We start from the raw sequence: 21,458 nt of genomic DNA, 5'->3' as shown, positions 1-21,458 counted from the left end.
GACAGCATGCGGGCGGGTTGTTACCCGGCTCTTACCACCGCACTACGCTGCGTCCGTGGAGTTCCGACTGCTTGGGCCGGTCCAGATCTGGATGGAAGGGCAGCAGGTCGAGCTGAAGCGCAGGCAGGAACGCCTGCTGCTTGCCGTCCTGTTGCTGGAGTCGGGCAAGGCGGTGCCTGCCGACCGCCTCATCGAGCTGCTCTGGCCGGAGGAGTTGCCGGGTAGTCCCAAGCGCGCGCTGCAGGTATACGTTTCGCGCCTCCGCGCAGTGCTGGCGACCGGGGACAGCAAGCTGGTCAGCAGCCCGCACGGCTACGCCGTCGACGCTCCGAGCGGTCGCACCGACGTAGAGCTGTTCGCTGCGCTCGTCGAGCAGGCCAAGCCGCTGGGGGATCTGGAGCAGCGCCACAAGCTCCTGACCGACGCATTGGCGCTCTGGCGAGGCCCGGCGCTGGCCGACGTCGCCTCCGAAGACGTACGCCGACGCCTGTGCGCAGGCCTCGACGAATCCCGCTGGGCGGCGCAGGAGCTGCGGCTGACCACCGAGTTGGCTCTGGGACGCCACCGTGAGGTCCTGCCCGAGCTGGCCGAGCTCACAGCCGAACAGCCGACCCGGGAGTCACTCGCTGCGACCCGAATGTTGGCGCTGTACCGGTCTGGTCGCCAGACAGAGGCGCTGGCGGCGTACGCCGACCTGGTTCGGCACCTGTCCGACGAGTTGGGTGTCGAGCCCGGGCAGAAGTTGCGCGACCTCCAGGTCGCGATCCTGCGGCAGGACGAGTCCCTGGACTTCCGGGAGGCCGAGTCAGGTCCTCGCGAGCTACCCGCCGACATCGGCGTACTGATGGGGCGGGACGACGTACTGGCTGAGCTGACCGGCGTACTGCAACAGCGCAGCGGCCCGCCCGCTGTCGTCTGCCTGTACGGCGCTGCCGGGACAGGCAAGTCCGCCACAGCCGTGCGGCTCGGCCACACACTGGCGGCTGAGTTCCCCGACGGGCAGCTGTTCGCCCGGCTCCAGGACATCAACGGTGAGCCGGTGCCGCCCCACCTCCTGCTTGGACGGCTGCTGCGTTCGCTGGGCATCGAGTCCGTGCCGGAGTCGCTGGAGGAGAGGGCAGCGCTGCTCCGTTCCACTGTGGCCGGCAAGGCGGTGCTGCTGGTGCTCGACGACGCAGCGGACGCCGGTCAGTTGCGGCCGTTGCTGCCCGCTGACAGCAGGTGTGCCGTAGTCGTCACGTCGCGACGGCCGCTGCTCGGGCTGGAGGACGCTGTCCACCAGGAGATCACCGCACTCGACGACGCAACCAGCGCGGAGCTGCTGGCCGCACTCTCCGGCCGCCCGGCGGAGGAGCTGCAGGAGATCGTCGACTACTGCGTCGGGCTCCCACTCGCGCTGCGGATCGTCGGGTCGCGGCTGAGCCTGATCCGTGAGGACGTCGCCGACGTGGTCCGCTCCCTGGCCGACGAGACGAGCCGCCTCGACTACCTGGTCGCCGGTGACCGCGCCGTACGAGCCAGCCTCGACCTGACGCTGCGAACCGCGGGGGAGACCGCCCGCCGCCTTTTCGGCTACCTGGCGCTGATCGGCGCCGACGAGTTCTCGGCCTGGGTCGCGGCGCCGCTGCTCGACCTGGACGAGCAACCGGCGCGGGGGATCCTGAACGAGCTGGTCGCGCTGGGGCTGGTCCAGCCGCGGCGGATCAGCCCACCGACGTACGGGCTGCACGCGCTGGTGCGTGCGCGGGCGGTCGAGGAGCTGAGCACGGTCACCGACCGCGAGACGGTCGAGGTCCGGTATCTGCAGGCGGTGCTGCGGCTGCTGGCGATCGCGGGGGAGGCAATCGGGCAGATCCTCACCAAGCGCCTCGAACTCGATGCAGGACGGGGACGCCCACTCGTCGAGACGGACCTCGCCGCAGCGGCAGGCGCTGACTGGCTCGAGCTGGAGGCTCCGGTGATCGCCGCGGCGGTCGAGCTTGCGTCCGAACGGCCGTGGCTGGCCGCGGCACTGGCCCTGCGCCTCGCGGACCACCTGATGCTCCGGGATCACCGCGAGCTGCGGCAGCACGTGCTCGCCGTCGCGGATGCGGCGGTCACGGGGGCCGACGCCGGGCCGGATCTCGAGGTGGAGGTACTGCGGCGACGGTTCGCCGCACTGGCACAGGCCAACGCTCCGACCGAGTTCCTCCGCGAGATCGGGCAGCGGGTGCTGAACGCCGCTGAACGCACCGGCGACCCGGATCAACAGGCGGCGGCGCTCGCACAGCTCGCCTACCTCGCCGAGGAGGTGGCCGACTACGAGGGCGCAATCGCCGCGGCCGAGCAGATCCTGGCCCTGACCGAGGCTTGCCAGGACCCTGCCGGCGCCGAGGGACGAGCGCTGGACCACCTCAGCGCGGGCCTCGCCGGCCTCGACCGGTTGCCCGAGGCGATCGAGGCCAGACGGCGGCTGCGCGGTGTCTCCGCGCCGGGAACCAGGCTGCACGCCATCCGGCTGGTGCTGTTCGCCGAGGTGCTGGCCAGCGGACCGGACCAGGGGGCCGAGCACCTGAGCGAGCTCGAGCAGGTCGTCGCCGAGGCGGCGGAGATCGTCGACAGGCTCGGGGACGAGCTGGGCCGGGCCCACGTGGACATCGGCGAAGGCCGGGTGAGCATGCTGCGAGGCGACCTGACCAGCGCCCGGCACCTGTTCGATCATGCCGCCGAGGTGTTCGCCGAGCGACCGGACCAGTGGGGCGATGTGCAGCTCCGGAGCGCCCGAGCATGGCTGGCGGTGCGTGGTGGCGACCGCGCCGAAGGCTGCCGGCTGCTGGCCGAGGGGATCGCGGCGATGACCGGGTCCGGATACCTCCCCGGAAGTCAGGAGCTCCGCCGCCAGCTGGGACTTGCTCAATCAGGCACTTGATCACTGTGGGTGAGGTTCGACCGAGGGATCGGATTCCTGCACTGTCCGTGACAATCTGGCACAAAATGGCCATTGTCGGTGCTGTGCCGCCGCAAATTGTCGATCATCGGTCGCTCAGCGTGAACATTCGTTCCAAATGTACCGCCCCGGTACTCGTTCCGGTAACGATTTGTACACTGCTGCCGGAAGCCGCTGGTTTGGCCGAGATGTGTCGGGCAGGCTAGCGCGCGGTGTGGCGCCGGTCGTTGTCAAGGGATTTCGGCTGCACCTTGCTGCACCTAGTTCCCTGACCGGGGAGCGGCGCGATCTACAGACCGTGGCCGGTCCCGTCCCCGGAATCTGGCTGACAGAGCTGACGGAGTGCGAATGAGCATCGGTTCACCCGACTCGACCGTAGGTGTCGAGGACCACCCGTCGTCGGCGGAGCCCGTACGCGACGCGAGTGTGGCGCACGGGAAATCGCCGGCCCGGATCGCGATGGACCGGCTCCGCAAGGACCGGGTCGCGGTGATCTGTGTGTGCGTGGTGGTGTTCTTCGTGCTGGTCGCGGTCTTCGCGCCGCTGCTGGCCAAGCTCGAGGGTTCCGACATCAGCACCTTCAACCCGAGCCTGGTCGACGAGTACGGCTTCCCGACGATCGGGATCACCCCCGACCACTGGTTCGGCGTCGAGCCGAAGACCGGCCGCGACAACTTCGCGCGCTGGGTCTACGGCGCCCGCCCGTCGCTGATCGTCGCGTTCGTCGCGACGTTGTTCGGCACCGCGGTCGGCGTGGTGATGGGCCTGCTGGCCGGGTTCCTCGGCGGCTGGGTCGACCGGGTCATCTCCTGGGTCATCGACTTCGTGCTGAGCCTGCCCTACCTGCTGTTCGCGATCGCGCTGGTGCCGATCGTGGAGAACATGCGCGGCGGTTCGTTCAACCTGACTCCGGACGAGCAGGCCTCGACCCGGTTCTTCGTGCTGATCTTCGTCCTGTCGTTCTTCGGCTGGGCGGGCCTGGCGCGGATCATCCGCGGTGAGGTGCTCTCCCTGCGCGAGCGGGAGTTCGTGCTCGCGGCCAAGGCGATCGGGGTCCCGACCCGGCAGGTGCTGTTCAAGGAGCTGCTGCCGAACCTGGTCGCGCCGATCGTGATCTCGGCGTCGCTGGCGCTGCCGGCGTACGTGACGGCCGAAGCGGGGCTCTCGTTCCTCGGCGTCGGGCTGATCGAGCCGATCCCGTCCTGGGGTCAGACGATCGCCACCGCCACCAACTGGTTCAAGGCCGACCCTCTCTACCTGTGGCTGCCGGTGATCGGCATCACCGCGCTGGTACTGGCCCTCGCCCTGCTGGGTGACGCGGTCCGGGACGCCTTCGACCCGAAGACTCGCCGGTAGCCCGGCGTTGCCCCAGCGGCAGAAAAGGAGAAAGACAACAATGCAGTGGAAGCGGATCACCGCTGTCGCGGCGACGGTCATGCTGGCCGCCGTGGCCTGTGGGAGCCCGTCGTCGAACAACGGCAGCGGCAACGGAAACACGGGCGACGCGGGCAAGGCGCAGGAGAAGGCGACCGACCCGACCCTGAAGGGCCCGGCCCCGGAGGTCGAGGGCGCGAAGAAGGGTGGCACCGTCACGGTGCTGTCCGACGTCACGCCGGACACCTTCGACCCGACCAACATCTACTACGTCGACGGCAACCAGATCGGCAAGCTGATGTACCGGGCGCTGACCCAGTACAAGCTGGACGACAAGACCGGTAAGCCGATCCTCGTTCCGGACCTCGCCGAGGACCTTGGCACCAAGTCGGCCGACGGCCTGACCTGGACGTTCAAGATCAAGCAGGGCCTGAAGTACATGGACGGCTCGCCGATCGACATCAAGGACTACGCGTACGCGATCAAGCGTTCCTTCGCGCACGACCTGTACGACGCCGGACCGACGTACCAGACCGAGTTCTTCAAGGACGGCGACAAGTACGAGGGCCCGTACGCCAGCGGGGACAACTACTCCGGCGTCGAGACCCCGGACGCGTCCACGCTGATCATCCACCTGCGCAAGAAGTTCGACGACCTTCCGTTCTACGCGGCGTTCCCGATGTTCACGCCGATCCCGAAGGCCAAGGACACCAAGCAGTCCTACGACCAGAAGCCGATGGCGACCGGTCCGTACATGGTGGAGAGCTACACCGCCGGGACCCAGCTGAAGCTGACCAAGAACCCGAACTGGGACGCCAACTCCGACCCGGTCCGCCACCAGTACGTCGACAAGTGGGACTTCAAGTTCTCGCAGGACCTGCTGAAGGTGCAGCGCCAGGTGCTGGCCAGCAACGGGGCCGACGCGAACGCGCTGAGCTACAGCAACCTGGACGCCACCCTGGTGCCCGAGGTCAAGGACCAGAGCCAGATCATCCGCGGCCAGTCGCCGTGCACCTCGGTGCTCGGCCTGGACACCCGCAAGATCCCGCTCGAGGTGCGCAAGCTGATCGCGCAGGCCTTCCCGTTCGAGTCCTGGCGCAAGGTCCGCGGTCTGACCCCGGACACCGCCATCCCGGCCTCGACGATCCTGCCGCCGGCCGTCCCGGGCTACGAGAAGTTCGAGCTGCCGGGCCTGACCGGAACCGGTAAGGGCGCCGAGGACCCGGCCGTCGCGTCGGAGATCAAGGCCAAGCTCAAGGAGCTCGGCAAGGAGAACTTCGAGCTGGCCTGGTACTACTCCAACGACGACAAGATCCGGCAGAACCAGAACCAGCTGTGGACCCAGGCGTTCACCGCGGCCGGCTTCAAGGTCAAGTCGGTCGGTGTCCCGAAGGCCAAGATCCGCACCCTGACCAACGACCCGAGCGCTCCGGTCAACATCGGCCAGGGCCCCGCGGGCTGGTGCTCCGACTGGCCGGCCGGTACCTCCTGGTTCCCGGTCCTGTTCAAGTCCGACGCGGTCAAGCTCAGCAACAGCATCGGCATGATCCAGGACAAGACCCTGGACGCCGAGATCGACCGGGTCGCGGCGCTGACCCCGGACGAGCAGCTGACGGAGTGGACGAAGATCGACAAGAAGATCCTGCAGGACTACCTGCCGGCCGTTCCGCTGTACTACAGCGCGAGCGCGTTCCCGATCGGCAAGAACCTCGGTCACGTCATCAACGACGTCACCCAGGGCATGCCCGAGTTCACCTCGATCTACCTGAAGCAGCCCTGATCGGTTCCCTAGCAGTCTGATCATCTGATGGTGGGGTGGTGACCGGACCTCGGTTCGGTCACCACCCCGATCGGTGAGGAGAAACCCCCGTGCTCTACTTCGTGGCGCGCCGGCTGGTGAGCGCGCTCAGCGTGGTACTGGTCACGCTCATCGCGACCTTCACGCTGTTCTTCGTCGCCCCGACCGACCCGGCCGCGGCGATCTGCGGTGAGCGCAACTGCACCCAGGAGCGCTACAACGAGATCAAGGAGAACCTGCACCTCGACAAACCCAAGGTGCAGCAGTTCGCCGAGTACACGGCGGGGATCTTCGCCGGGCGGACCTTCGAGACCGCCGGTGTCCAGCAGGACTGCAAGGCGCCCTGCCTGGGCTTCTCGTTCAAGAACGACCGGCCGGTGACCCAGATGCTGAAGGACCGGCTGCCGGTCACGGTGTCGCTGGTCGCCGGGTACGCCGTCCTGGTGCTGACGATCGGTGTCTTCGTCGGCTCGATGGCCGCGAAGAGACGCGGCAGCACCGGTGACCGGGTGCTGATGACCAGCACGCTGGTGCTCAGCTCGGTGCCGTTCTACATCGTCGCCCTGATGGTGTCGCTCTACCTCACGATCCTCTACCCGATCCTGCCCCGCGGTGGCTACACGCCACTGTCGGACAACCCGGGCAAGTGGTTCCTCGGGTTGCTGACCCCGTGGCTGGTGATCGGGGTCTACAACTGCACGCAGTACGCGCGCTACTCGCGCGGCTCGATGGTCGAGACGCTCAGCGAGGACTACATCCGTACCGCCCGGGCCAAGGGCCTGTCGGACCGCAAGGTGACCTACAAGCACGCCCTGCGCTCCGGCCTGATCCCGGTGATCACGATCTTCGGCCTGGACATCGCCGGCTCGCTGGCCGGTGCCATCTTCACCGAGCGGATCTTCGACCTGCCCGGCCTGGGCAACCTGGTGCTGGAGAGCCTGCAGAGCTACGACCTGCCGGTGATCATGGGCACCGTGCTGATCGCCTCGGTGATCCTGGTCTCGATGAACTTCCTGGTCGACATCGCCTACAGCATCGTCGACCCGCGGGTGAGGCTGTCGTGAGCACCCCAGTCAACGAGCCCGGGAAGGACAGTTCCACCATGAGCGACTCCGCAGCCGACACCCCGCGCGGTCCGTCGATCGCGACCCGCGAGCGCCGGCAGGCCTCGCTCAGCCCCAGCGGCGAGACGCCGTACCTCGAGGTCACCGACCTCACCGTCAAGTTCCCGACCGCCGACGGCCTGGTCAGCGCCGTCAACGGCCTGTCGTACGCCGTACCGCTGGGCAAGACGCTGGCCATCGTCGGCGAGTCCGGCTCCGGCAAGTCGGTCTCCAGCATGGCCGTGATGGGCCTGCACGACCCCAGGCGGACCCGGATCACCGGCTCGATCAAGCTCGGTGGCGACGAGATCGTCGGCCTGCCCGAGAACGAGCTGATGAAGGTCCGCGGCGACGCCGTCTCGATGGTCTTCCAGGACCCGCAGTCGTCGCTGCACCCGCTCTACACGGTCGGCAACCAGATCGCCGAGGCGTACCTGGTGCACCACAAGGTCTCCAAGGACGTGGCCAAGAAGCGCGCCCTGGAGATGCTCGACCTGGTCGGCATCCCGAACCCGCAGCGCCGGTTCAAGCAGTACCCGCACGAGTTCTCCGGCGGCATGCGGCAGCGCGCGATGATCGCGATGGGCCTGGTCAACGACCCGAAGCTGGTGATCGCCGACGAGCCGACCACCGCGCTCGACGTCACCGTCCAGGCGCAGATCCTGGACCTGCTGAACAACCTGCAGAAGGAGTTCGGCTCGGCGATCGTGCTGATCACGCACGACCTCGGCGTGGTGGCCGAGATGGCCGACGACGTGCTGGTGATGTACGCCGGCCGCTGCGTCGAGTACGGCACCGCCGAGGACGTGCTGGCCAACCCGCGGATGCCCTACACCTGGGGCCTGCTGGAGTCGATCCCGACGGTGTCGGCGGCCAGCGAGAAGCTGCGCCCGATCAAGGGCCTGCCGCCGAGCCTGCTGAACCTGCCGAGCGGGTGCTCGTTCAACCCCCGCTGCCCCTACCAGGAGCGGGTCAAGGGCGAGCGCTGCACCACCGAGCTGCCCGAGCTGCTGCCGGTCGACGGCGCCGGCGCGCACACGTCCCGCTGCCACCTGCACGACAAGGCCTCGATCTACGAGGCCGAGGTCGCTCCGAGACTGGGCTGAGGAGAGAGATGAGCAACCCCGTGCAAAACACCCCGGCCGCCCGGAGCCAGCAGGGTACGCCGCTGCTGCAGGTCCGCGACCTCAAGATGCACTTCCCGATCAAGGAGGCCGCCGGGCTGGGCCGGACCCGCAAGGTGGTCCAGGCCGTCGACGGCGTCAGCTTCGACCTGGCCCCGGGCGGCAGCCTCGGCCTGGTCGGCGAGTCCGGCTGCGGCAAGTCGACCACCGGCCGGATGATCACCCGGCTGCTCACCCCGACGGCCGGCCAGATCCTGTTCAAGGGCACCGACATCGCCCGGATGAAGGAGCGCGAGCTGCGCCCGTTCCGCCGGGAGCTGCAGATCGTCTTCCAGGACCCGTACAGCTCGCTGAACCCGCGGCAGACGGTCAGCAACATCATCAGTACGCCGTTGCGGGTGCACAATCTGGTGAAGAAGGGCAAGGAGCTGGCGCGCGTCCAGGAGCTGCTGGAGCGGGTCGGCCTGAACCCCGAGCACCACAACCGGTACCCGAACGAGTTCTCCGGCGGTCAGCGGCAGCGGATCGGGATCGCCCGGGCGCTCGCGGTCGAGCCCGAGGTGATCATCGCCGACGAGCCGGTCTCGGCGCTGGACGTGTCGATCCAGGCCCAGGTGATGAACCTGATGGAGGACCTGCGCCGCGACCTGGGCATCGCGTTCGTCTTCATCGCGCACGACCTCGGCGTGGTCCGGCACTTCTGCGACACCGTCGCCGTGATGTACCTGGGCAAGATCGTCGAGCAGGGCCCGCGGGAGCAGATCTACACCGCGCCGCAGCACCCGTACACGCAGGCGCTGCTGTCGGCCGCGCCCGACCTGGGCACGATCCGTGGCGTCCCGCCGAAGGAGCGGATCCGGCTGGTCGGGGACGTCCCGTCGCCGATCGACCCGCCGAGCGGCTGCCGGTTCCGCACCCGGTGCTGGAAGGCGGAGGACATCTGCGCCACCCAGGAGCCGCTGCTGGAGATCAAGCCGCGCTCGTCCGGCGGCCAGACCGTGGCCTGCCACTTCGCCGAGCCGAAGGTCGACCTGACCGCCGCCACGGCCTGAGCACGCTCACCTCGGCCCCGCCTGCTGCCTGCAGGCGGGGCCGAGCTGTGTTCCAGCGGCTTCCGCTTTTCAGGTCTGCGGAAGTAGCCGAGGCGTGATCACGTGCAAGTAGTTCTGTTCTCCGGTCAGCACCGCCGGTTTGCGCCCTCCTGTGTAGGACATCGTCAGTTGCTCGCTCCCGAACGAGTTGATCGCGTCGAGCAGCAGTTGCGCGGTGAACGCGACCGTCAGCGGGTCGCCTTCGTGGGTGATCGGGACGGTCTCGGCGCCGGCCGCGTCGTCGCCCGAGCCCGCGTGCACGCGGACCGAGCGTTCGCCGTACTCGAGCCAGATCGGGGTCATCCCGTCGGCGACGACGCTCAGCCGCTTCACCACGTCGCGCAGCGCGATCCGGTCGACGGTGGTGGTGATCGGGGTGTCGTCCGGGACGATCCGGCGGTAGGGGAGGTACGGGCCGCTCAGCGTGCGGACCCAGGCCGAGCGGTCGTGGTTGCGGAGCAGGAGGGTTTCCTCGGACAGCGACAGCTGCACCTGGCCGCCGTCCGCCGCGAACCCCCGGCTCAGCTCGGCCAGGGTTCTGGCCGGCACCAGCGCCTCGAACTCCACCGGCTCGCTGACCGGAACCTGAGCGATCCCCAACCGGTACCGATCGGTGGCAGCGAGCTCGACGGCGCCGCCGGAGAAGCTGAGATTGATGCCGGACAAAGCAGGCACCACGTCGTCACGAGCGGCAGAGACCCCGACCTGCTGAACGGCGACCGCGAACTCAACCGCGTCCACAGCTGTGCCGGTTTCTCCTTCGGTTGAAGGGTTTTCCGGGTAGTCGGCCACCGGAAGCAACGGGAGTGAGTAGACAGCGTCGCGGCTCCGGATCACGCATCTGTTGTCGACCGTGCTCAGTGTGACCGGCCCCGGCGGCAGCAGCTTCGCGATCTCCGCGAGCATCCGCCCCGGGACCAGACAGGTGCCTTCGGCATCGACCTGGCAGTCGAGCCCGACTTCAGCCGCCATCGCGTGGTCGGTCGCCGCGACCGTCGTACGAGTGGCGCCGGCGGTGAGCAGCAGGCCCAGCAGCACCGGCGTACTGGTGCGCTGGGGGAGTCCCTTGGCGACCCACCCGACGGCGGCGGCCAGCTGCTGCTGATCTGCTACGAGCTTCATCCGCGGGAGCCTAGGAACCCACCCGGCGGAGGAAACCTTCAGCTAGGTCGAAGGGGCGTTATCGGAAGGCGATAACGCCTCTTCCGGTGCGCCGGGAGGCACCGCGACCATCGGACGACCATCGCAGACCCCGAAAGGTTGTGGCCACGGTGAAGGCAGTGCGCGTGCACGAGTACGGCAAACCACCCACCCTCGACGACATCCCCGACCCGGGCCTGCAGGGGCCGCTCGACGTGATCGTGAAGGTGGACGCCGCGGGCGTCTGCCGGACCGATCTGCACATCATCGAAGGGCAGTGGGCCGCCAAGAGCGGGGTCGCGCTGCCGTACGTGATCGGCCACGAGAACGCCGGGACCGTGCAGGAGGTCGGTGCCGCGGTGTCGGCGGTCCGGCCGGGCGACAAGGTGATCCTCCACCCGCTGGTGACGTGTGGACTGTGCCGGGCCTGCCGCGCCGGTGACGACGTGCACTGCGGCGACTCGCTCTTCCCGGGCATCAACACCGACGGCGGCATGGCCGAGTACCTCCGTACGTCGGTGCGCTCGATCGTCAAGCTCGACGACGGCCTGGCGCCGGCCGACGTCGCGGCGCTCGCCGACGCCGGGCTCACGGCGTACCACGCGGTCCGCAAAGCGGTCCCGCTGCTGCACCCGGCCGACCGGGTGGTGATGATCGGTGCAGGCGGCCTCGGGCACATCGGTCTGCAGTGCCTGGTCGCGATGACGCCGTCGAAGGTGATCGTCGTCGACCGCTCCCAGGAGGTGCTCGACAAGGCGCTCGCGCTCGGCGCCTACTCCACCGTGCTCAGCGACGGCGGTCAGGTCGAGGAGGTGCTGGAGCAGACCGGCGGGGCGGGCGCCCAGGTGGTGCTCGACTTCGTCGGCGAGAACGGCACCGAGGCCGACGGCGTCGCGATGACCCGGAACTCCGGCTCGTACTTCGTGATCGGGTACGGCGGCAAGGTCGACGTCCCGACCATCGACGTGATCTCCCGCGAGATCAACGTGGTCGGCAACCTGGTCGGCTCGTACAACGACCTGGCCGACCTGATGGAGCTGGCCGCGCAGGGCCGGGTCCGGCTGGCCACCCAGCAGTACTCCCTGGACGACGCGCTGACCGCGCTGGACGACCTGGACGGCGGCCGGGTCCCCGGCGGCCGCGCGATCCTGACGAGCTGAGGAGATCCCATGTACAGCAAGGACGGCAACGACTACTTCGTCGTCGACAGCCACGTGCACGCGTGGGACGCGACTCCGGCCAACCAGGCCAACCGGTACGGCGAGGGCTTCATCAACTGCTTCTACGACTACCACCGCAACCTGTCGCCGGCCGACAAGGTCTGGACGCTGGAGGAGTTCCACAAGCAGTCCGAGGACAGGATCATCAAGGACCTGTTCACCGACGGGTACGTCGACCGGGCGATCTTCCAGCCGACGTACCTGACCGACTTCTACGTCAACGGGTTCAACACGACCGAGCAGGACGGCGTACTGGCCGAGCGGCATCCCGACAAGTTCATCGTCAACGGTGCCTGGGACCCGCGCGACGGCGAGGCGGGCCTGGACAAGCTGGCCGAGCTGTCGGAGCGCTGGAACCTGCGCGGGGTGAAGCTCTACACCGCGGAGTGGAAGGGCGACTCGAAGGGCTGGAAGCTGACCGACCCGTGGTCGTACCGGTACCTGGAGAAGTGCGAGGAGCTGGGCATCAAGAACGTCCACATCCACAAGGGCCCGACCATCTACCCGCTGAACCGGGACGCGTTCGACGTCGCGGACGTGGACGATGTCGCGTCGGCGTTCCCCGGGCTGAACTTCATCGTCGAGCACGTCGGGCTGCCGCGGTTGGAGGACTTCTGCTGGATCGCGACCCAGGAGCCGAACGTGTACGGCGGTCTGGCGGTCGCGATGCCGTTCATCCACAGCCGGCCCAAGTACTTCGCCCAGATCATCGGCGAGCTGCTGTACTGGATCGGCGAGGACCGGATCACCTTCGCCAGCGACTACGCGATCTGGACCCCGGCCTGGCTGATCGAGCGCTTCGTGGACTTCTCCTACCCGCCCGAGCTGACCGAGTACCCGGAGCTGACGGTCGCGGCGAAGAAGAAGATCCTCGGGCTGAACGCGGCCAAGCTGTACGACCTCGACGTACCCGCCGAGCTGCGGCTGCCCGAGTCGGCCGACGGTGCGGTCGGCTCCGAGCCGGTGCGTGTCGCATGAGGATCACCGAAGCCCTCGCGACGGTGCGCGACCCCGAGCTCGACGCACCGATCACCGAGCTGGGGTTCGTCGCGAGGATCGAGGAGCACGACGGCGAGGTCGAGGTGGAGTTGCGGCTGCCGACGTACTTCTGCGCACCGAACTTCGCCTACCTGATGGTCGCCGACGCGTACGACGCCGTCGCCGCGGTCCCTGGTGTGACGAAGGTGGTGATCCGCTTGGAGGACCACTTCGCCTCCGACGAGATCAACTCCGGCGTCGCCGCTTCCCGGGGCTTCGAAGGCTCGTTCCCCGGGCTCGCCGACGGGGAGCTGGAGGAGCTGCGCCAGACCTTCCGGCGCAAGGCGCACCGGGCTTGCCAGGAACAGGTCGCCACCCGGCTTCTCAAAGCGGGCTGGACGATGCTCACCCTCGCGGACACGACGCTGGGGGAGGCAGAGGAGGCACTGGAGTCCTCTGTAGAGCTGGAGCGACTGCTGCGGAGACGGGACGACTTGGGCCTGTCCAGTGGTCGCGAGTCCGCTCTGCTCGTCCAGGACGACGGCACACCGATCACCGCGGTCGACCTGCCGCTCCAGCTGCGGATGGCGAAAACCACCCGGATCAGCATCGAGGGGAACTCCGGGCTCTGCCGCGGGCTGCTCAGCGTGCGGTACGGGCTGCCGCGGCCGCCGGGTGTCGACCAGGCGGTCGGGTGAAGGCCGCGCGGAACGGCGGTGCGCCCGCGCTGGTTTCAGGGCAGGCTGTCAGGGTGAGCATGCCCGCGCACCCTTTCGACCCACCCGCGGCCACCGGTACGCCGGCCGCCGGGACGGTGCAGTCGGTGTCGCGGGCGCTGAAGGCGATGGAGTTCGTCGCCGCCAGCCGTGACGGCGTCACCGCCAAGGAGATCGCCGCGCACCTCGAGCTCGCGCTGCCCTCGGCGTACCACCTGCTGGCGACGCTCACCGAGTCCGGCTACCTGGTACACCTCGCGCAGGACCACCGCTTCGGCCTCGGCTACCGGGTCCGCCTGCTCGAGCAGGGGCTGCAGCGGCAGCTCGAGGTCCCGCCGCTGATCGCGTCCGCCGTACGGCGGCTGCACCTGGAGGCCGACGCGGCGGCGTACTACGCGGTGTACCGCGAGGTCGACGTCGTGATCGCGCACGTCGTCGACTCCGAACGGCGGCCGCGGGTGCAGGTGCTGGACATCGGCTTCCACCAGGCGACGCACGCGACGGCGTTCGGCAAGGTGATGCTCGCGGCGATGAGCGAGCAGGCTCGCGGCGCCTACCTGGACCGGGTCGGCCTGCGGCAGTGCACGGCGAGCACGATGACCGACCGCCCGACGCTGGAGACCCACCTGGACAAGGTCCGCCGCTCCGGCGTGGCGCTGGAGATCGGCGAGTTCCAGGACGGCCTGTCCTGCCTGGCCGCGCCGGTCCGTTCGTCGGCGGGCGTCGTACTGGCGTCGGTGGCGATCTCGCTGCCCTCGGCGGACTTCGCGGCTCGCCGCTGGGCGCTGGAACGCGCCGTACGGCGTGGCGCGCTGGTGGCGACCCGGGCGGTCAACGCGCTGTAGGAACGAACAGGCCGCCGTCCGGGCGGAGACGGCGGCCTGTCCTGCAGGGGAGGGGATGGATTGGAACGGCGGGCTGCTGCCGATGCAGGGGATTCAGACAGCAGCCCACCGGGCTTCTAGGCTCGGCCGTGCGCCTGGCGGCTGCGGCGGCTGAGCGAGTCGATCGTGACGGCGACCAGGAGGACGCCGGCGGTGACCATGTAGCGGACGCTGGAGTCCAGGCTGAGCAGCGCCAGGCCGTTGGAGATCGACATGATCACCAGCGCGCCGAGCAGTGCCGAGTACGCCGAACCGCGGCCGCCGAACAGGCTGGTGCCGCCGATGACGGCGGCGGCGATCGCGTTCAGGTTGGTGTCGGCGCCACCGCTGCTCTGGTTCACCGCGACCAGCCGGGCTGCCGCGAGCAGCCCGCCGACGGCGGCGAAGGTGGAGCAGGCGGCGAAGACCGACAGGTAGATGAACCGGACGTTGATACCGGCCCGGCGGGCCGCCTCGACGTTGCCGCCGACCGCCATCACCGAGCGGCCCCAGCGGGTCTTGCGGATCGCGAAGTCGGTGGCCATCACCAGGGCCAGGAACAGCACGAACATCGACGAGACCCCGCGGTCGCCGTTCAGCACCAGGACCGGGATGAGCAGGACCAGGGCCAGGGCGGCAGCCTTGATCGCGATCATCGACGTCGGGGCCGCGGACAGACCGGCGGCGGCGCGGGCGCCTCGGGCGCGCAGCCGGGTCAGCGCGTACACGGCGACGACGACCGCGACCAGCACGTAGGCCAGCACCGGCGACAGGAAGCTCCGGGTGGCGAACCCGACCAGCGCGGAGTCGAACGGCAGGTTGAGCGAGCCCTCCTTGCCGAGCACCAGCAGCTGCAGGCCGAGGAAGCCGAGCAGACCGGCCAGCGTGATCACGAAGCTCGGGACACCGAACCTGTTGTAGAGCGTGCCGTAGAACAACCCGATCACCAGGCCGAGCAGCACGCCGACGACCAGCGAGAGGACCAGCGGCCAGCCCTTGTTGACGAACGTGACACCCAGTACGGCGGCCGCCAGACCGCTCACCGAACCGACCGACAGGTCGATCTCACCGAGCAGCAGGACCAGCACGATCCCGATCGCGATCACGCCGACCGACGTGGTCTGCAGGGTCAGGTTGACCAGGTTGCGGCTGGACAGGAAGTTGCTGTTGGCGATCTGGAAGACCGCCCAGATGATGATCAGCCCGACCACGACCGGGACCGAGCCGAGGTCACCGGTGCGCAGCCGCGCGGTGAACGCCGACACCGCCCCGCTGATCCCGTGGCTGGCGATCAGCCGCTCGTCCTGCAGGTCTGCCGGCAGCGCGGAGCCGTTGGTGGGTACGGCGGGCACGGTGTCCTGCACGGGTGCCTTCGAACCGTCGACCGGGGTGCTCATGATGCGGCGCCTTCCTCGTGCGTCCGGCGCGCCGCGCGCTCGGAGACCGCGTTGTCCGTCGCGCCGGTGATGGCGGCGATGATGTCCTGTGTCTTGGTCTCGCTGACCGTGAAGATGCCGTTGTTGCGGCCCAGCCGCAGCACGGCGACCCGGTCGGCGACGGCCATCACGTCGGCCATGTTGTGGCTGATCAGGATCACCGCGAGACCGCGCTCGCGCAGCCGCTCGACCAGGTTCAGCACCTCGGCGGTCTGCGCGACGCCGAGCGCCGCGGTCGGCTCGTCGAGCATCACGACCTTCGGGTCGCCGAGCAGGCTGCGGGCGATCGCGACGGTCTGCCGCTGGCCGCCGGACAGGCTGGCCACCGGGATCCGGACGCTCGGGATCTTCGCCGACAGCTGGCGCAGCAGCTCCCAGGAGGAGCGCTCCATCTCGACCTCGTCGAGCACGGTGCCCTTGCGGAGCTCGCGGCCGAGGTACAGGTTCGCGACCACGTCGAGGTTGTCGCACAGGGCCAGGTCCTGGAAGACGGTGGCGATCCCGAGCTGCTGCGCCTCGGCGGGGCTGCCGACCCGGACCTCCTGGCCGTCGAAGACCATCGTGCCGTCGTCGGCGGTGTAGACGCCGGCGATGGTCTTGACCAGCGTCGACTTGCCGGCGCCGTTGTCGCCGACCAGGGCCAGCACCTCGCCGGCCCGGACGTCCAGCTCGATGTTCTTCAAGGCCTGGACCGCGCCGAAGCGCTTGGAGACACCCCGCAGCGCCAGCACGGTGCCGGTGCGTGAGGGGGTGGGTGTGACAGTCATCGATTCAGCTCCTGAGAGGTTCGTTCCCGGCCGTGACCCCGGTGGCACCCCCGGCCTCCTCAGCGCCGGGGGTGCCACCAGGGTGTGGCTGCCTTACTTGAGGCCGGCGGCCGTGCAGGCGGTCGCGAACGACGCGGTGCAGATGTCGGTCACCTTGTAGATGCCGTCCTTGACCACAGTGTCGTTGATGTTGGCCTTGGTGACGGCGATCGGGTCGAGGATCGTCGACGGGACGCCCTTGAAGTCACCGGTCGACTCGGCCTTGCCGCCACCGGCCAGCGCGACGGCGGCCTTCGCGGCGGCCTCGGCCTGCGGCTTGACCGCCTTGTAGATGGTCATCGCCTGGTCGCCGGCGACGATCCGCTGGATCGCGGCCAGCTCGGAGTCCTGGCCGGTGACCGGCGGGAGCGGGTTCACACCGCCGCCCTTGAGGGCCGCGATCGCACCGCCCGCGGTGCCGTCGTTGGCGGCGTACACGCCGACCAGGCCGTTCTTGATCGCGCTCAGCTGGCCTTCCATCCAGGCCTGCGCCTTGTCCGGGCTCCAGTCCGGGGTGTCGAACTCGGCGGCGACCTTGTAGCCGGAGCTGTCGAGCACGCTGTGCGCGCCCTTCTTGAAGTCGGCCGCGTTCGGGTCGGTCGGGGCGCCGTTGATCATGGCCAGGTTGCCGGTGGTCTTGCCGGCCGCCTTCAGGGTGTCGACCAGGGTCTGGGCCTGCAGCTTGCCGACCGTCTCGTTGTCGAACGAGACGTAGAAGTTGGCGCCCTCGATGAACCGGTCGTACGCGATCACCGGCACGTTCTGGCCCTTGGCCGAGGCGACGACCGCGGCGGCGGCCTTGCCGTCGACCGGGTCCAGGACCAGCACGTTGGCGCCCTGGGTGAGGGCGGCCTCGGCCTGGGTCTGCTGCTTGGCGGCGTCCTGGTCGGCGTTGCTGTAGATCAGCTCGCAGTCGGCGCAGGCGGCCTTCAGGGCCTCGGTGAACAGCGGCCGGTCGAGGGCCTCGTACCGGGTGGTCTTCGACTCCGGGAGGAGCAGGGCGACCTTCTTGCCGCCCGAGCCGCCGGCCGAGTCGGAGCCGCCGTCGTCCGATCCACAGGCGACCAGCGACACAGCCAGGGCCGACACGGCGATACCGAGGCCGACGAGACGAGTTGGTGAAACGGACATCTGGTGACTCCTTGACGTGAGGGCCCGAGTAGGCCTGAGCAGAGTCAAGCCCTCTGACGGGTTGTCGTCAAGCCTTGAATTCAAGAAATAGAAATATCGTTGTCACAGCGATGCCGTACGACGTGAGAGCGTTCACCGCGACGAGATCGAGCGCGTGCGGTGCGTTACGCGCGGGCTACGCGGGCGTGACTGAGCACCGAAGCCAGTTCGATGGCTCCGAGTACGTCGGCTGCGTCGCCCAGTTCGGCGGGGCGCAGCTCCACCGTCGCCGCCGCGCTCGGGATCGCGCAGCGGTCCAGGGCCTCGCGCAGCGGCGCCATGATCAGGTCGCCGGCCTCGGCCATCTTGCCCCCGACGACGATCACCTCGGGGTTGAACAGGTTGACCAGGCCCGCGACGGCGACGCCGACCCGGCGTCCGGCGTCCTCGATCACCCGCCGGCAGCCGAGGTCGCCGCCGAGCGCGCGGGTGATCACGTCCCGCAGCCGCAGCGGGCCGTGCGAGGCGGCGATCGAGCTGAGCAGCGCGCGGGACCCGACGAAGGTGTCCAGGCAGCCGCGGTTGCCGCAGCGGCAGATCGGGCCGTTCTCGTCGATCGTCAGGTGCCCGATCTCGCCCGCCGTCCCGGCCGAGCCGCGGAACACCTCGCCACCGAGCACGATCCCCGCGCCCACGCCGTACGAGAACTTGATGTAGCACCCGTGCTGCACGTCGCGCAGCGCCCCGGCCCGCAGTTCACCCAGCGCGGCGAGGTTCGCCGTGTTGTCCAGTACGACGGGCGCCCGCAGGTACCCGGCCATCGCGGCCGCGACGTTCACCCCGCGCCAGCCCGGCAGTACGGCGTCCGACCCGGCCTCGCCACTGACCGAGTCGACCGGCGTCGGCAGCCCGAACCCGATCGCGCCGATGTCCTCGACGCCCTGGCCGACGGTCTCGGCCAGGTCGGCCAGCAGCCGCGCGGCGCGTTCCATCCCGTCGTCGGCGACGTGGTCGGCTTGCAGTGGCATCAGCTGCTCGGCGAGGATCTCGCGGCTCTCCGAGGCGATCGCGACCCGGACGTCACGCTCGCCGAACGCGACCCCGGCGAGCAGGCCGCCACCGGAGGCGAGCGACACCAGGACGGCGCGACGGCCGTTGCGGATGCTGGGGGAGACCCCGACCAGGCCGGCCTGGTCGAGCTCCTTGACCATGTTGGACACCGTGGCGGCGGACAGTCCGGAGGCGGCGGCGATCTCGACCTGGGTGAGCGGACCGTGCTGCCGGACAACCCCCAGAACACGCTCACGGTTGGCTTCGCGGAGCGAAGCCTGTGAGCCAGGTGCCGGGCGGGTTGCGTTCATTACATAAAGATAACGGATCGGAGGGATTCCGTCGCCGGAATGCTGATCCTCGGCCCGACCGTGATCGCCATGTGTCCTCGCCGTTACGCGTAGTCCTGCCCGTCAGGACGTCCGCCGTGACACTAATGCACCACCAGTCCCGGCGGGGGTGAACCCTCTGAACGTTCCAACGGGTACTACCGGGTGTGCCCGGAATGCCTCAGACAGTGAACGCGAGAACGAGCAGGGCCAGCGGTACGGCGAGCTCGACGGTCGCGCCGAGGGTGTCGCCGGTGATGCCGCCGAGAGCGGTTACGGCTCGACGGGTGGCGGCCAAGGCGAGCATGACGCAGAGCAGCAGCGCGAGCGCGATGCCGGCGATGATCGGCCAGGTGGCAACCGCGGGGTCCTCGGCGATGCCGAACGTGAAGACGTCGGGACCGGGTGCAGCTTGATGAGCGCCGCGGAGGATGCCTGCGGAGGGCTCGTCCGCGGCCGGGACGGTGAGCCAAGCGAGGGCCACGAGCAGTGCCGAGGCTGCGACGGTGACGAGCGTGGCGGCGTACGGGCGGACGGTGGTGGCGACCATGGCGCCGAGGCCGTCGGGGCGGGCGGACGGGACGCCGGTGCGGCAGGACCAGGGGAGGGTGAGCCGGCTCGCGACGGTGGCGACGAGGATCGCCTGCCAGCCGAAGCCGGCCTGGAGGCAGGTGGTGAGCGCGGTGACGTCGATCAGCAGGACGGCGGCGATCGCGACCACCCCGAACGGGCCGATGTCGCTCTGCTTCATGATCCGCAGCTTGGTCTCGCGGTCGCGCCGGCTCCCGAACGCGTCGGCGGTGTCGGCGAGCCCGTCGAGGTGCAGCGCGCCGGAGAGCACGCACAACGCGACCACACCCAGTACGGCGGCCAGCAGGTCGGCCTCCGGCTGCAGAGCCTGAGCGGCCGCGACAACTGCCGCCGTCAGTCCGCCGATCACCACGCCGGCCACCGGCGCGAGCAGCATCGCCCCACCGGCCACCGCCCGATCCACCCGCCGAGGCGTCGGAGTGGGGAGGATGGTCAGTGTCCCGAACGCGAGCCGCAACCCGTCAAGCATCCCGACGCCCTCCCACTCACAATGCGATCGTCCGGCCGGCGACACACCACAGCACCAGATCGGACTCCCTGGAGATCGTCGCGTTCAAGCGCCCCATCAAGTCCCGGAACAACCTGGTCCCCGCATCGGCCGGCACCAGCCCCGACCCCACCTCATTGCTCACAGCAACAATCTTCCGCGACCCCGCCGACCACGCCGCCGCCAGCTCGTCGATCCGCTGCTCGACCGCCGGCAGATTCTCCGGATGCTCCCAGATCTCACAAGCGTCCATCGTCCGCGCCAGCCACAACGTCAAGCAGTCGATCAGCAACGGCGGCCCGTCCACCTCGAGCAGCGGCACCAGCTCGATCGTCTCCACCAACCCCCACGACGCCGGCCGCCGCGCCCGGTGCTTCGCGATCCGATCGGCCCACTCGGGATCCGCCGACCCGTCCCCGCCGGTCGCCACGTAAACCGTGTCCGGAGCATCGGCGAGCAACCGCTCGGCCTCGGTCGACTTCCCCGACCGCGCCCCACCCAGCACCAACGTCCGCGCCACACCTCCCGGCGCAGTCCACGAAACCCGTTCCCCAGCAGGCGTCAGTACGTCGTACCGAAGCCCGCTCCCCGTCCGCACTCGGGCGACGTCGTACCCGTCGACCGGCGTGAACCCGTCGGCTGACAGTCGCAGTACGCCGTCCACCGTCGCGCTGTCCCCGGAGCTGACCAGCTCAGCCACGAAGCAACGCCTGCCCCGCCCGCAGGAACGACTCCGCCGCAGCGTCCGCGTCGCCGAGATATCCCGCGACCATTGCCCCGTCGCGCAGCACCATCAGGTCCGCGGCCCTGTGGTCCGGCAGTCCGAGCGGCGCGACCATCCGCCCGAACGCCTTCGTCCACCAGGCTCGGTGCGAGTCGACCACTCGCCGTACCGGGCTCTCGGCGTCGGCGTACTCCGCGGCGGCGTTGATGAACGGGCAGCCGCGAAACCCCGCCGTGCAGGCCATCGTCCGCAGCCCCTCGGACATCATCCGCAACCCCGCCTCGGCGTCACCGCCCGAGGCCGCGATCACCGCCTCGACGCCTTCGCGCTCGGCGGCCGCGCGCCGTTCCAGGTAGGCGACGACGAGGTCGTCCTTGGTCCGGAAGTGCCGGTAGAAGGTCACCTTCGTGGTGCCGACCCGGTCGATGATCTTGTCCGCGCTGACCGCGCGCATCCCGTGCGCGTAGAAGAGCTCGTCGGCGGCCGCGAGCAGTCGTTCCCGCACCGGCTCGGTCATGGTCGGCATCGTACGTGGCCTCCTCCTGGGTTGCGCGAAGCGGGCTGACGGGGGCATGATCGTGAGTAGAGTTAC

18 protein-coding genes are annotated in these 21,458 nt (G+C 69.4%); 10 read left to right on the top strand and 8 right to left on the bottom strand.

Features of this window, described 5'->3' with window-relative positions; translation table 11 throughout:
* Positions 1 to 55: 55 nt before the first annotated feature.
* The 6 genes from AB0M01_RS19705 to AB0M01_RS19680 all read left to right on the top strand — a co-directional run bounded on the left by AB0M01_RS19705 (position 56) and on the right by AB0M01_RS19680 (position 9,377).
* The gene (locus tag AB0M01_RS19705; protein ID WP_363671350.1) at positions 56 to 2,908 is read left to right on the top strand and encodes a BTAD domain-containing putative transcriptional regulator; all 2,853 of its coding nucleotides are present in this window, start codon (positions 56 to 58) and stop codon (positions 2,906 to 2,908) included.
* Positions 2,909 to 3,274: 366 nt separating this feature from the next.
* Positions 3,275 to 4,282 carry an ABC transporter permease gene (locus AB0M01_RS19700; RefSeq protein ID WP_363671348.1) on the top strand — a complete coding sequence of 336 codons (1,008 nt, stop codon included), beginning with the start codon at positions 3,275 to 3,277 and terminating at the stop codon, positions 4,280 to 4,282.
* Positions 4,283 to 4,322: 40 nt separating this feature from the next.
* Positions 4,323 to 6,080 (top strand): ABC transporter substrate-binding protein, encoded by a 1,758-nt coding sequence (locus AB0M01_RS19695; RefSeq protein ID WP_363671346.1) that lies wholly within the window; start codon positions 4,323 to 4,325, stop codon positions 6,078 to 6,080.
* Between the two features lie 89 nt (positions 6,081 to 6,169).
* Positions 6,170 to 7,162 carry an ABC transporter permease gene (locus AB0M01_RS19690; protein ID WP_363671344.1) on the top strand — a complete coding sequence of 331 codons (993 nt, stop codon included), beginning with the start codon at positions 6,170 to 6,172 and terminating at the stop codon, positions 7,160 to 7,162.
* Between the two features lie 38 nt (positions 7,163 to 7,200).
* Entirely contained in the window at positions 7,201 to 8,307 is a 1,107-nt protein-coding gene (locus AB0M01_RS19685) for an ABC transporter ATP-binding protein (RefSeq protein ID WP_363671342.1), read from the top strand.
* A gap of 8 nt (positions 8,308 to 8,315) precedes the next feature.
* Positions 8,316 to 9,377: a dipeptide ABC transporter ATP-binding protein gene (locus AB0M01_RS19680; protein ID WP_363671340.1), complete on the top strand. Its 1,062-nt coding sequence runs from the start codon at positions 8,316 to 8,318 to the stop codon at positions 9,375 to 9,377.
* A 69-nt stretch (positions 9,378 to 9,446) separates the two neighbouring features.
* Here AB0M01_RS19680 and dnaN read toward each other — a convergent pair whose 3' ends face one another.
* Positions 9,447 to 10,538, bottom strand: coding sequence for a DNA polymerase III subunit beta (gene dnaN, locus AB0M01_RS19675; protein ID WP_363671338.1), 1,092 nt, complete (start codon positions 10,536 to 10,538; stop codon positions 9,447 to 9,449).
* 149 nt (positions 10,539 to 10,687) lie between these two features.
* On the opposite strand from dnaN, the gene AB0M01_RS19670 reads away from it, so the two are divergent.
* Genes AB0M01_RS19670 through AB0M01_RS19655 form a run of 4 tightly spaced genes read left to right on the top strand, consistent with a single transcriptional unit; the run spans position 10,688 to position 14,315 of the window.
* Positions 10,688 to 11,716 carry an NAD(P)-dependent alcohol dehydrogenase gene (locus tag AB0M01_RS19670; RefSeq protein ID WP_363671336.1) on the top strand — a complete coding sequence of 343 codons (1,029 nt, stop codon included), beginning with the start codon at positions 10,688 to 10,690 and terminating at the stop codon, positions 11,714 to 11,716.
* A gap of 9 nt (positions 11,717 to 11,725) precedes the next feature.
* Positions 11,726 to 12,754 (top strand): amidohydrolase family protein, encoded by a 1,029-nt coding sequence (locus tag AB0M01_RS19665; RefSeq protein ID WP_363671334.1) that lies wholly within the window; start codon positions 11,726 to 11,728, stop codon positions 12,752 to 12,754.
* Positions 12,751 to 13,452 carry an iron-sulfur cluster assembly protein gene (locus tag AB0M01_RS19660; RefSeq protein WP_363671332.1) on the top strand — a complete coding sequence of 234 codons (702 nt, stop codon included), beginning with the start codon at positions 12,751 to 12,753 and terminating at the stop codon, positions 13,450 to 13,452. The genes AB0M01_RS19665 and AB0M01_RS19660 overlap by 4 nt, the downstream gene beginning before the upstream one ends.
* Positions 13,453 to 13,511: 59 nt before the next feature.
* Entirely contained in the window at positions 13,512 to 14,315 is an 804-nt protein-coding gene (locus AB0M01_RS19655; RefSeq protein ID WP_363671330.1) for an IclR family transcriptional regulator C-terminal domain-containing protein, read from the top strand.
* Positions 14,316 to 14,431: 116 nt separating this feature from the next.
* Here the strand turns inward: AB0M01_RS19655 and AB0M01_RS19650 are convergent, their stop codons facing one another.
* The 7 genes from AB0M01_RS19650 to AB0M01_RS19620 all read right to left on the bottom strand — a co-directional run bounded on the left by AB0M01_RS19650 (position 14,432) and on the right by AB0M01_RS19620 (position 21,383).
* Positions 14,432 to 15,730, bottom strand: coding sequence for a sugar ABC transporter permease (locus AB0M01_RS19650; protein WP_363671328.1), 1,299 nt, complete (start codon positions 15,728 to 15,730; stop codon positions 14,432 to 14,434).
* Complete coding sequence (locus AB0M01_RS19645; protein WP_363671326.1) at positions 15,727 to 16,536, bottom strand: ATP-binding cassette domain-containing protein; 810 nt, start codon at positions 16,534 to 16,536, stop codon at positions 15,727 to 15,729. The genes AB0M01_RS19650 and AB0M01_RS19645 overlap by 4 nt, the downstream gene beginning before the upstream one ends.
* A gap of 93 nt (positions 16,537 to 16,629) precedes the next feature.
* The gene (locus AB0M01_RS19640) at positions 16,630 to 17,706 is read right to left on the bottom strand and encodes a sugar ABC transporter substrate-binding protein (protein ID WP_363671324.1); all 1,077 of its coding nucleotides are present in this window, start codon (positions 17,704 to 17,706) and stop codon (positions 16,630 to 16,632) included.
* Between the two features lie 164 nt (positions 17,707 to 17,870).
* Positions 17,871 to 19,046 carry an ROK family transcriptional regulator gene (locus AB0M01_RS19635; protein ID WP_363671322.1) on the bottom strand — a complete coding sequence of 392 codons (1,176 nt, stop codon included), beginning with the start codon at positions 19,044 to 19,046 and terminating at the stop codon, positions 17,871 to 17,873.
* Between the two features lie 199 nt (positions 19,047 to 19,245).
* Positions 19,246 to 20,124 (bottom strand): adenosylcobinamide-GDP ribazoletransferase, encoded by an 879-nt coding sequence (locus AB0M01_RS19630; protein WP_363671320.1) that lies wholly within the window; start codon positions 20,122 to 20,124, stop codon positions 19,246 to 19,248.
* A gap of 16 nt (positions 20,125 to 20,140) precedes the next feature.
* A complete protein-coding gene (locus tag AB0M01_RS19625) occupies positions 20,141 to 20,842 on the bottom strand; it encodes a bifunctional adenosylcobinamide kinase/adenosylcobinamide-phosphate guanylyltransferase (RefSeq protein ID WP_363671318.1) in 702 nt (233 codons plus the stop codon).
* Positions 20,835 to 21,383 carry a helix-turn-helix domain-containing protein gene (locus AB0M01_RS19620; protein WP_363671316.1) on the bottom strand — a complete coding sequence of 183 codons (549 nt, stop codon included), beginning with the start codon at positions 21,381 to 21,383 and terminating at the stop codon, positions 20,835 to 20,837. The genes AB0M01_RS19625 and AB0M01_RS19620 overlap by 8 nt, the downstream gene beginning before the upstream one ends.
* Between the last annotated feature and the right edge of the window lie 75 nt (positions 21,384 to 21,458).

The sequence above is a fragment of the Kribbella sp. NPDC051770 genome, from assembly GCF_040681455.1.
GTDB lineage: Bacteria > Actinomycetota > Actinomycetes > Propionibacteriales > Kribbellaceae > Kribbella.
The sequence above is the reverse complement of the archived record's forward strand: the minus strand, read 5'-3'. Positions and strand labels throughout refer to the sequence as shown.

Bases quoted from the DNA above. Each gene is read 5' to 3' on its own strand.
- AB0M01_RS19650 (WP_363671328.1), bottom strand. From the start codon at position 15,730: ATGAGCACCCCGGTCGACGGTTCGAAGGCACCCGTGCAGGACACCGTG.
- AB0M01_RS19655 (WP_363671330.1), top strand. From the start codon at position 13,512: ATGCCCGCGCACCCTTTCGACCCACCCGCGGCCACCGGTACGCCGGCC.
- AB0M01_RS19645 (WP_363671326.1), bottom strand. From the start codon at position 16,536: ATGACTGTCACACCCACCCCCTCACGCACCGGCACCGTGCTGGCGCTG.
- AB0M01_RS19620 (WP_363671316.1), bottom strand. From the start codon at position 21,383: ATGACCGAGCCGGTGCGGGAACGACTGCTCGCGGCCGCCGACGAGCTC.
- AB0M01_RS19635 (WP_363671322.1), bottom strand. From the start codon at position 19,046: ATGAACGCAACCCGCCCGGCACCTGGCTCACAGGCTTCGCTCCGCGAA.
- AB0M01_RS19630 (WP_363671320.1), bottom strand. From the start codon at position 20,124: ATGCTTGACGGGTTGCGGCTCGCGTTCGGGACACTGACCATCCTCCCC.
- AB0M01_RS19685 (WP_363671342.1), top strand. From the start codon at position 7,201: ATGAGCGACTCCGCAGCCGACACCCCGCGCGGTCCGTCGATCGCGACC.
- AB0M01_RS19700 (WP_363671348.1), top strand. From the start codon at position 3,275: ATGAGCATCGGTTCACCCGACTCGACCGTAGGTGTCGAGGACCACCCG.
- AB0M01_RS19640 (WP_363671324.1), bottom strand. From the start codon at position 17,706: ATGTCCGTTTCACCAACTCGTCTCGTCGGCCTCGGTATCGCCGTGTCG.
- dnaN (WP_363671338.1), bottom strand. From the start codon at position 10,538: ATGAAGCTCGTAGCAGATCAGCAGCAGCTGGCCGCCGCCGTCGGGTGG.
- AB0M01_RS19660 (WP_363671332.1), top strand. From the start codon at position 12,751: ATGAGGATCACCGAAGCCCTCGCGACGGTGCGCGACCCCGAGCTCGAC.
- AB0M01_RS19695 (WP_363671346.1), top strand. From the start codon at position 4,323: ATGCAGTGGAAGCGGATCACCGCTGTCGCGGCGACGGTCATGCTGGCC.
- AB0M01_RS19680 (WP_363671340.1), top strand. From the start codon at position 8,316: ATGAGCAACCCCGTGCAAAACACCCCGGCCGCCCGGAGCCAGCAGGGT.
- AB0M01_RS19665 (WP_363671334.1), top strand. From the start codon at position 11,726: ATGTACAGCAAGGACGGCAACGACTACTTCGTCGTCGACAGCCACGTG.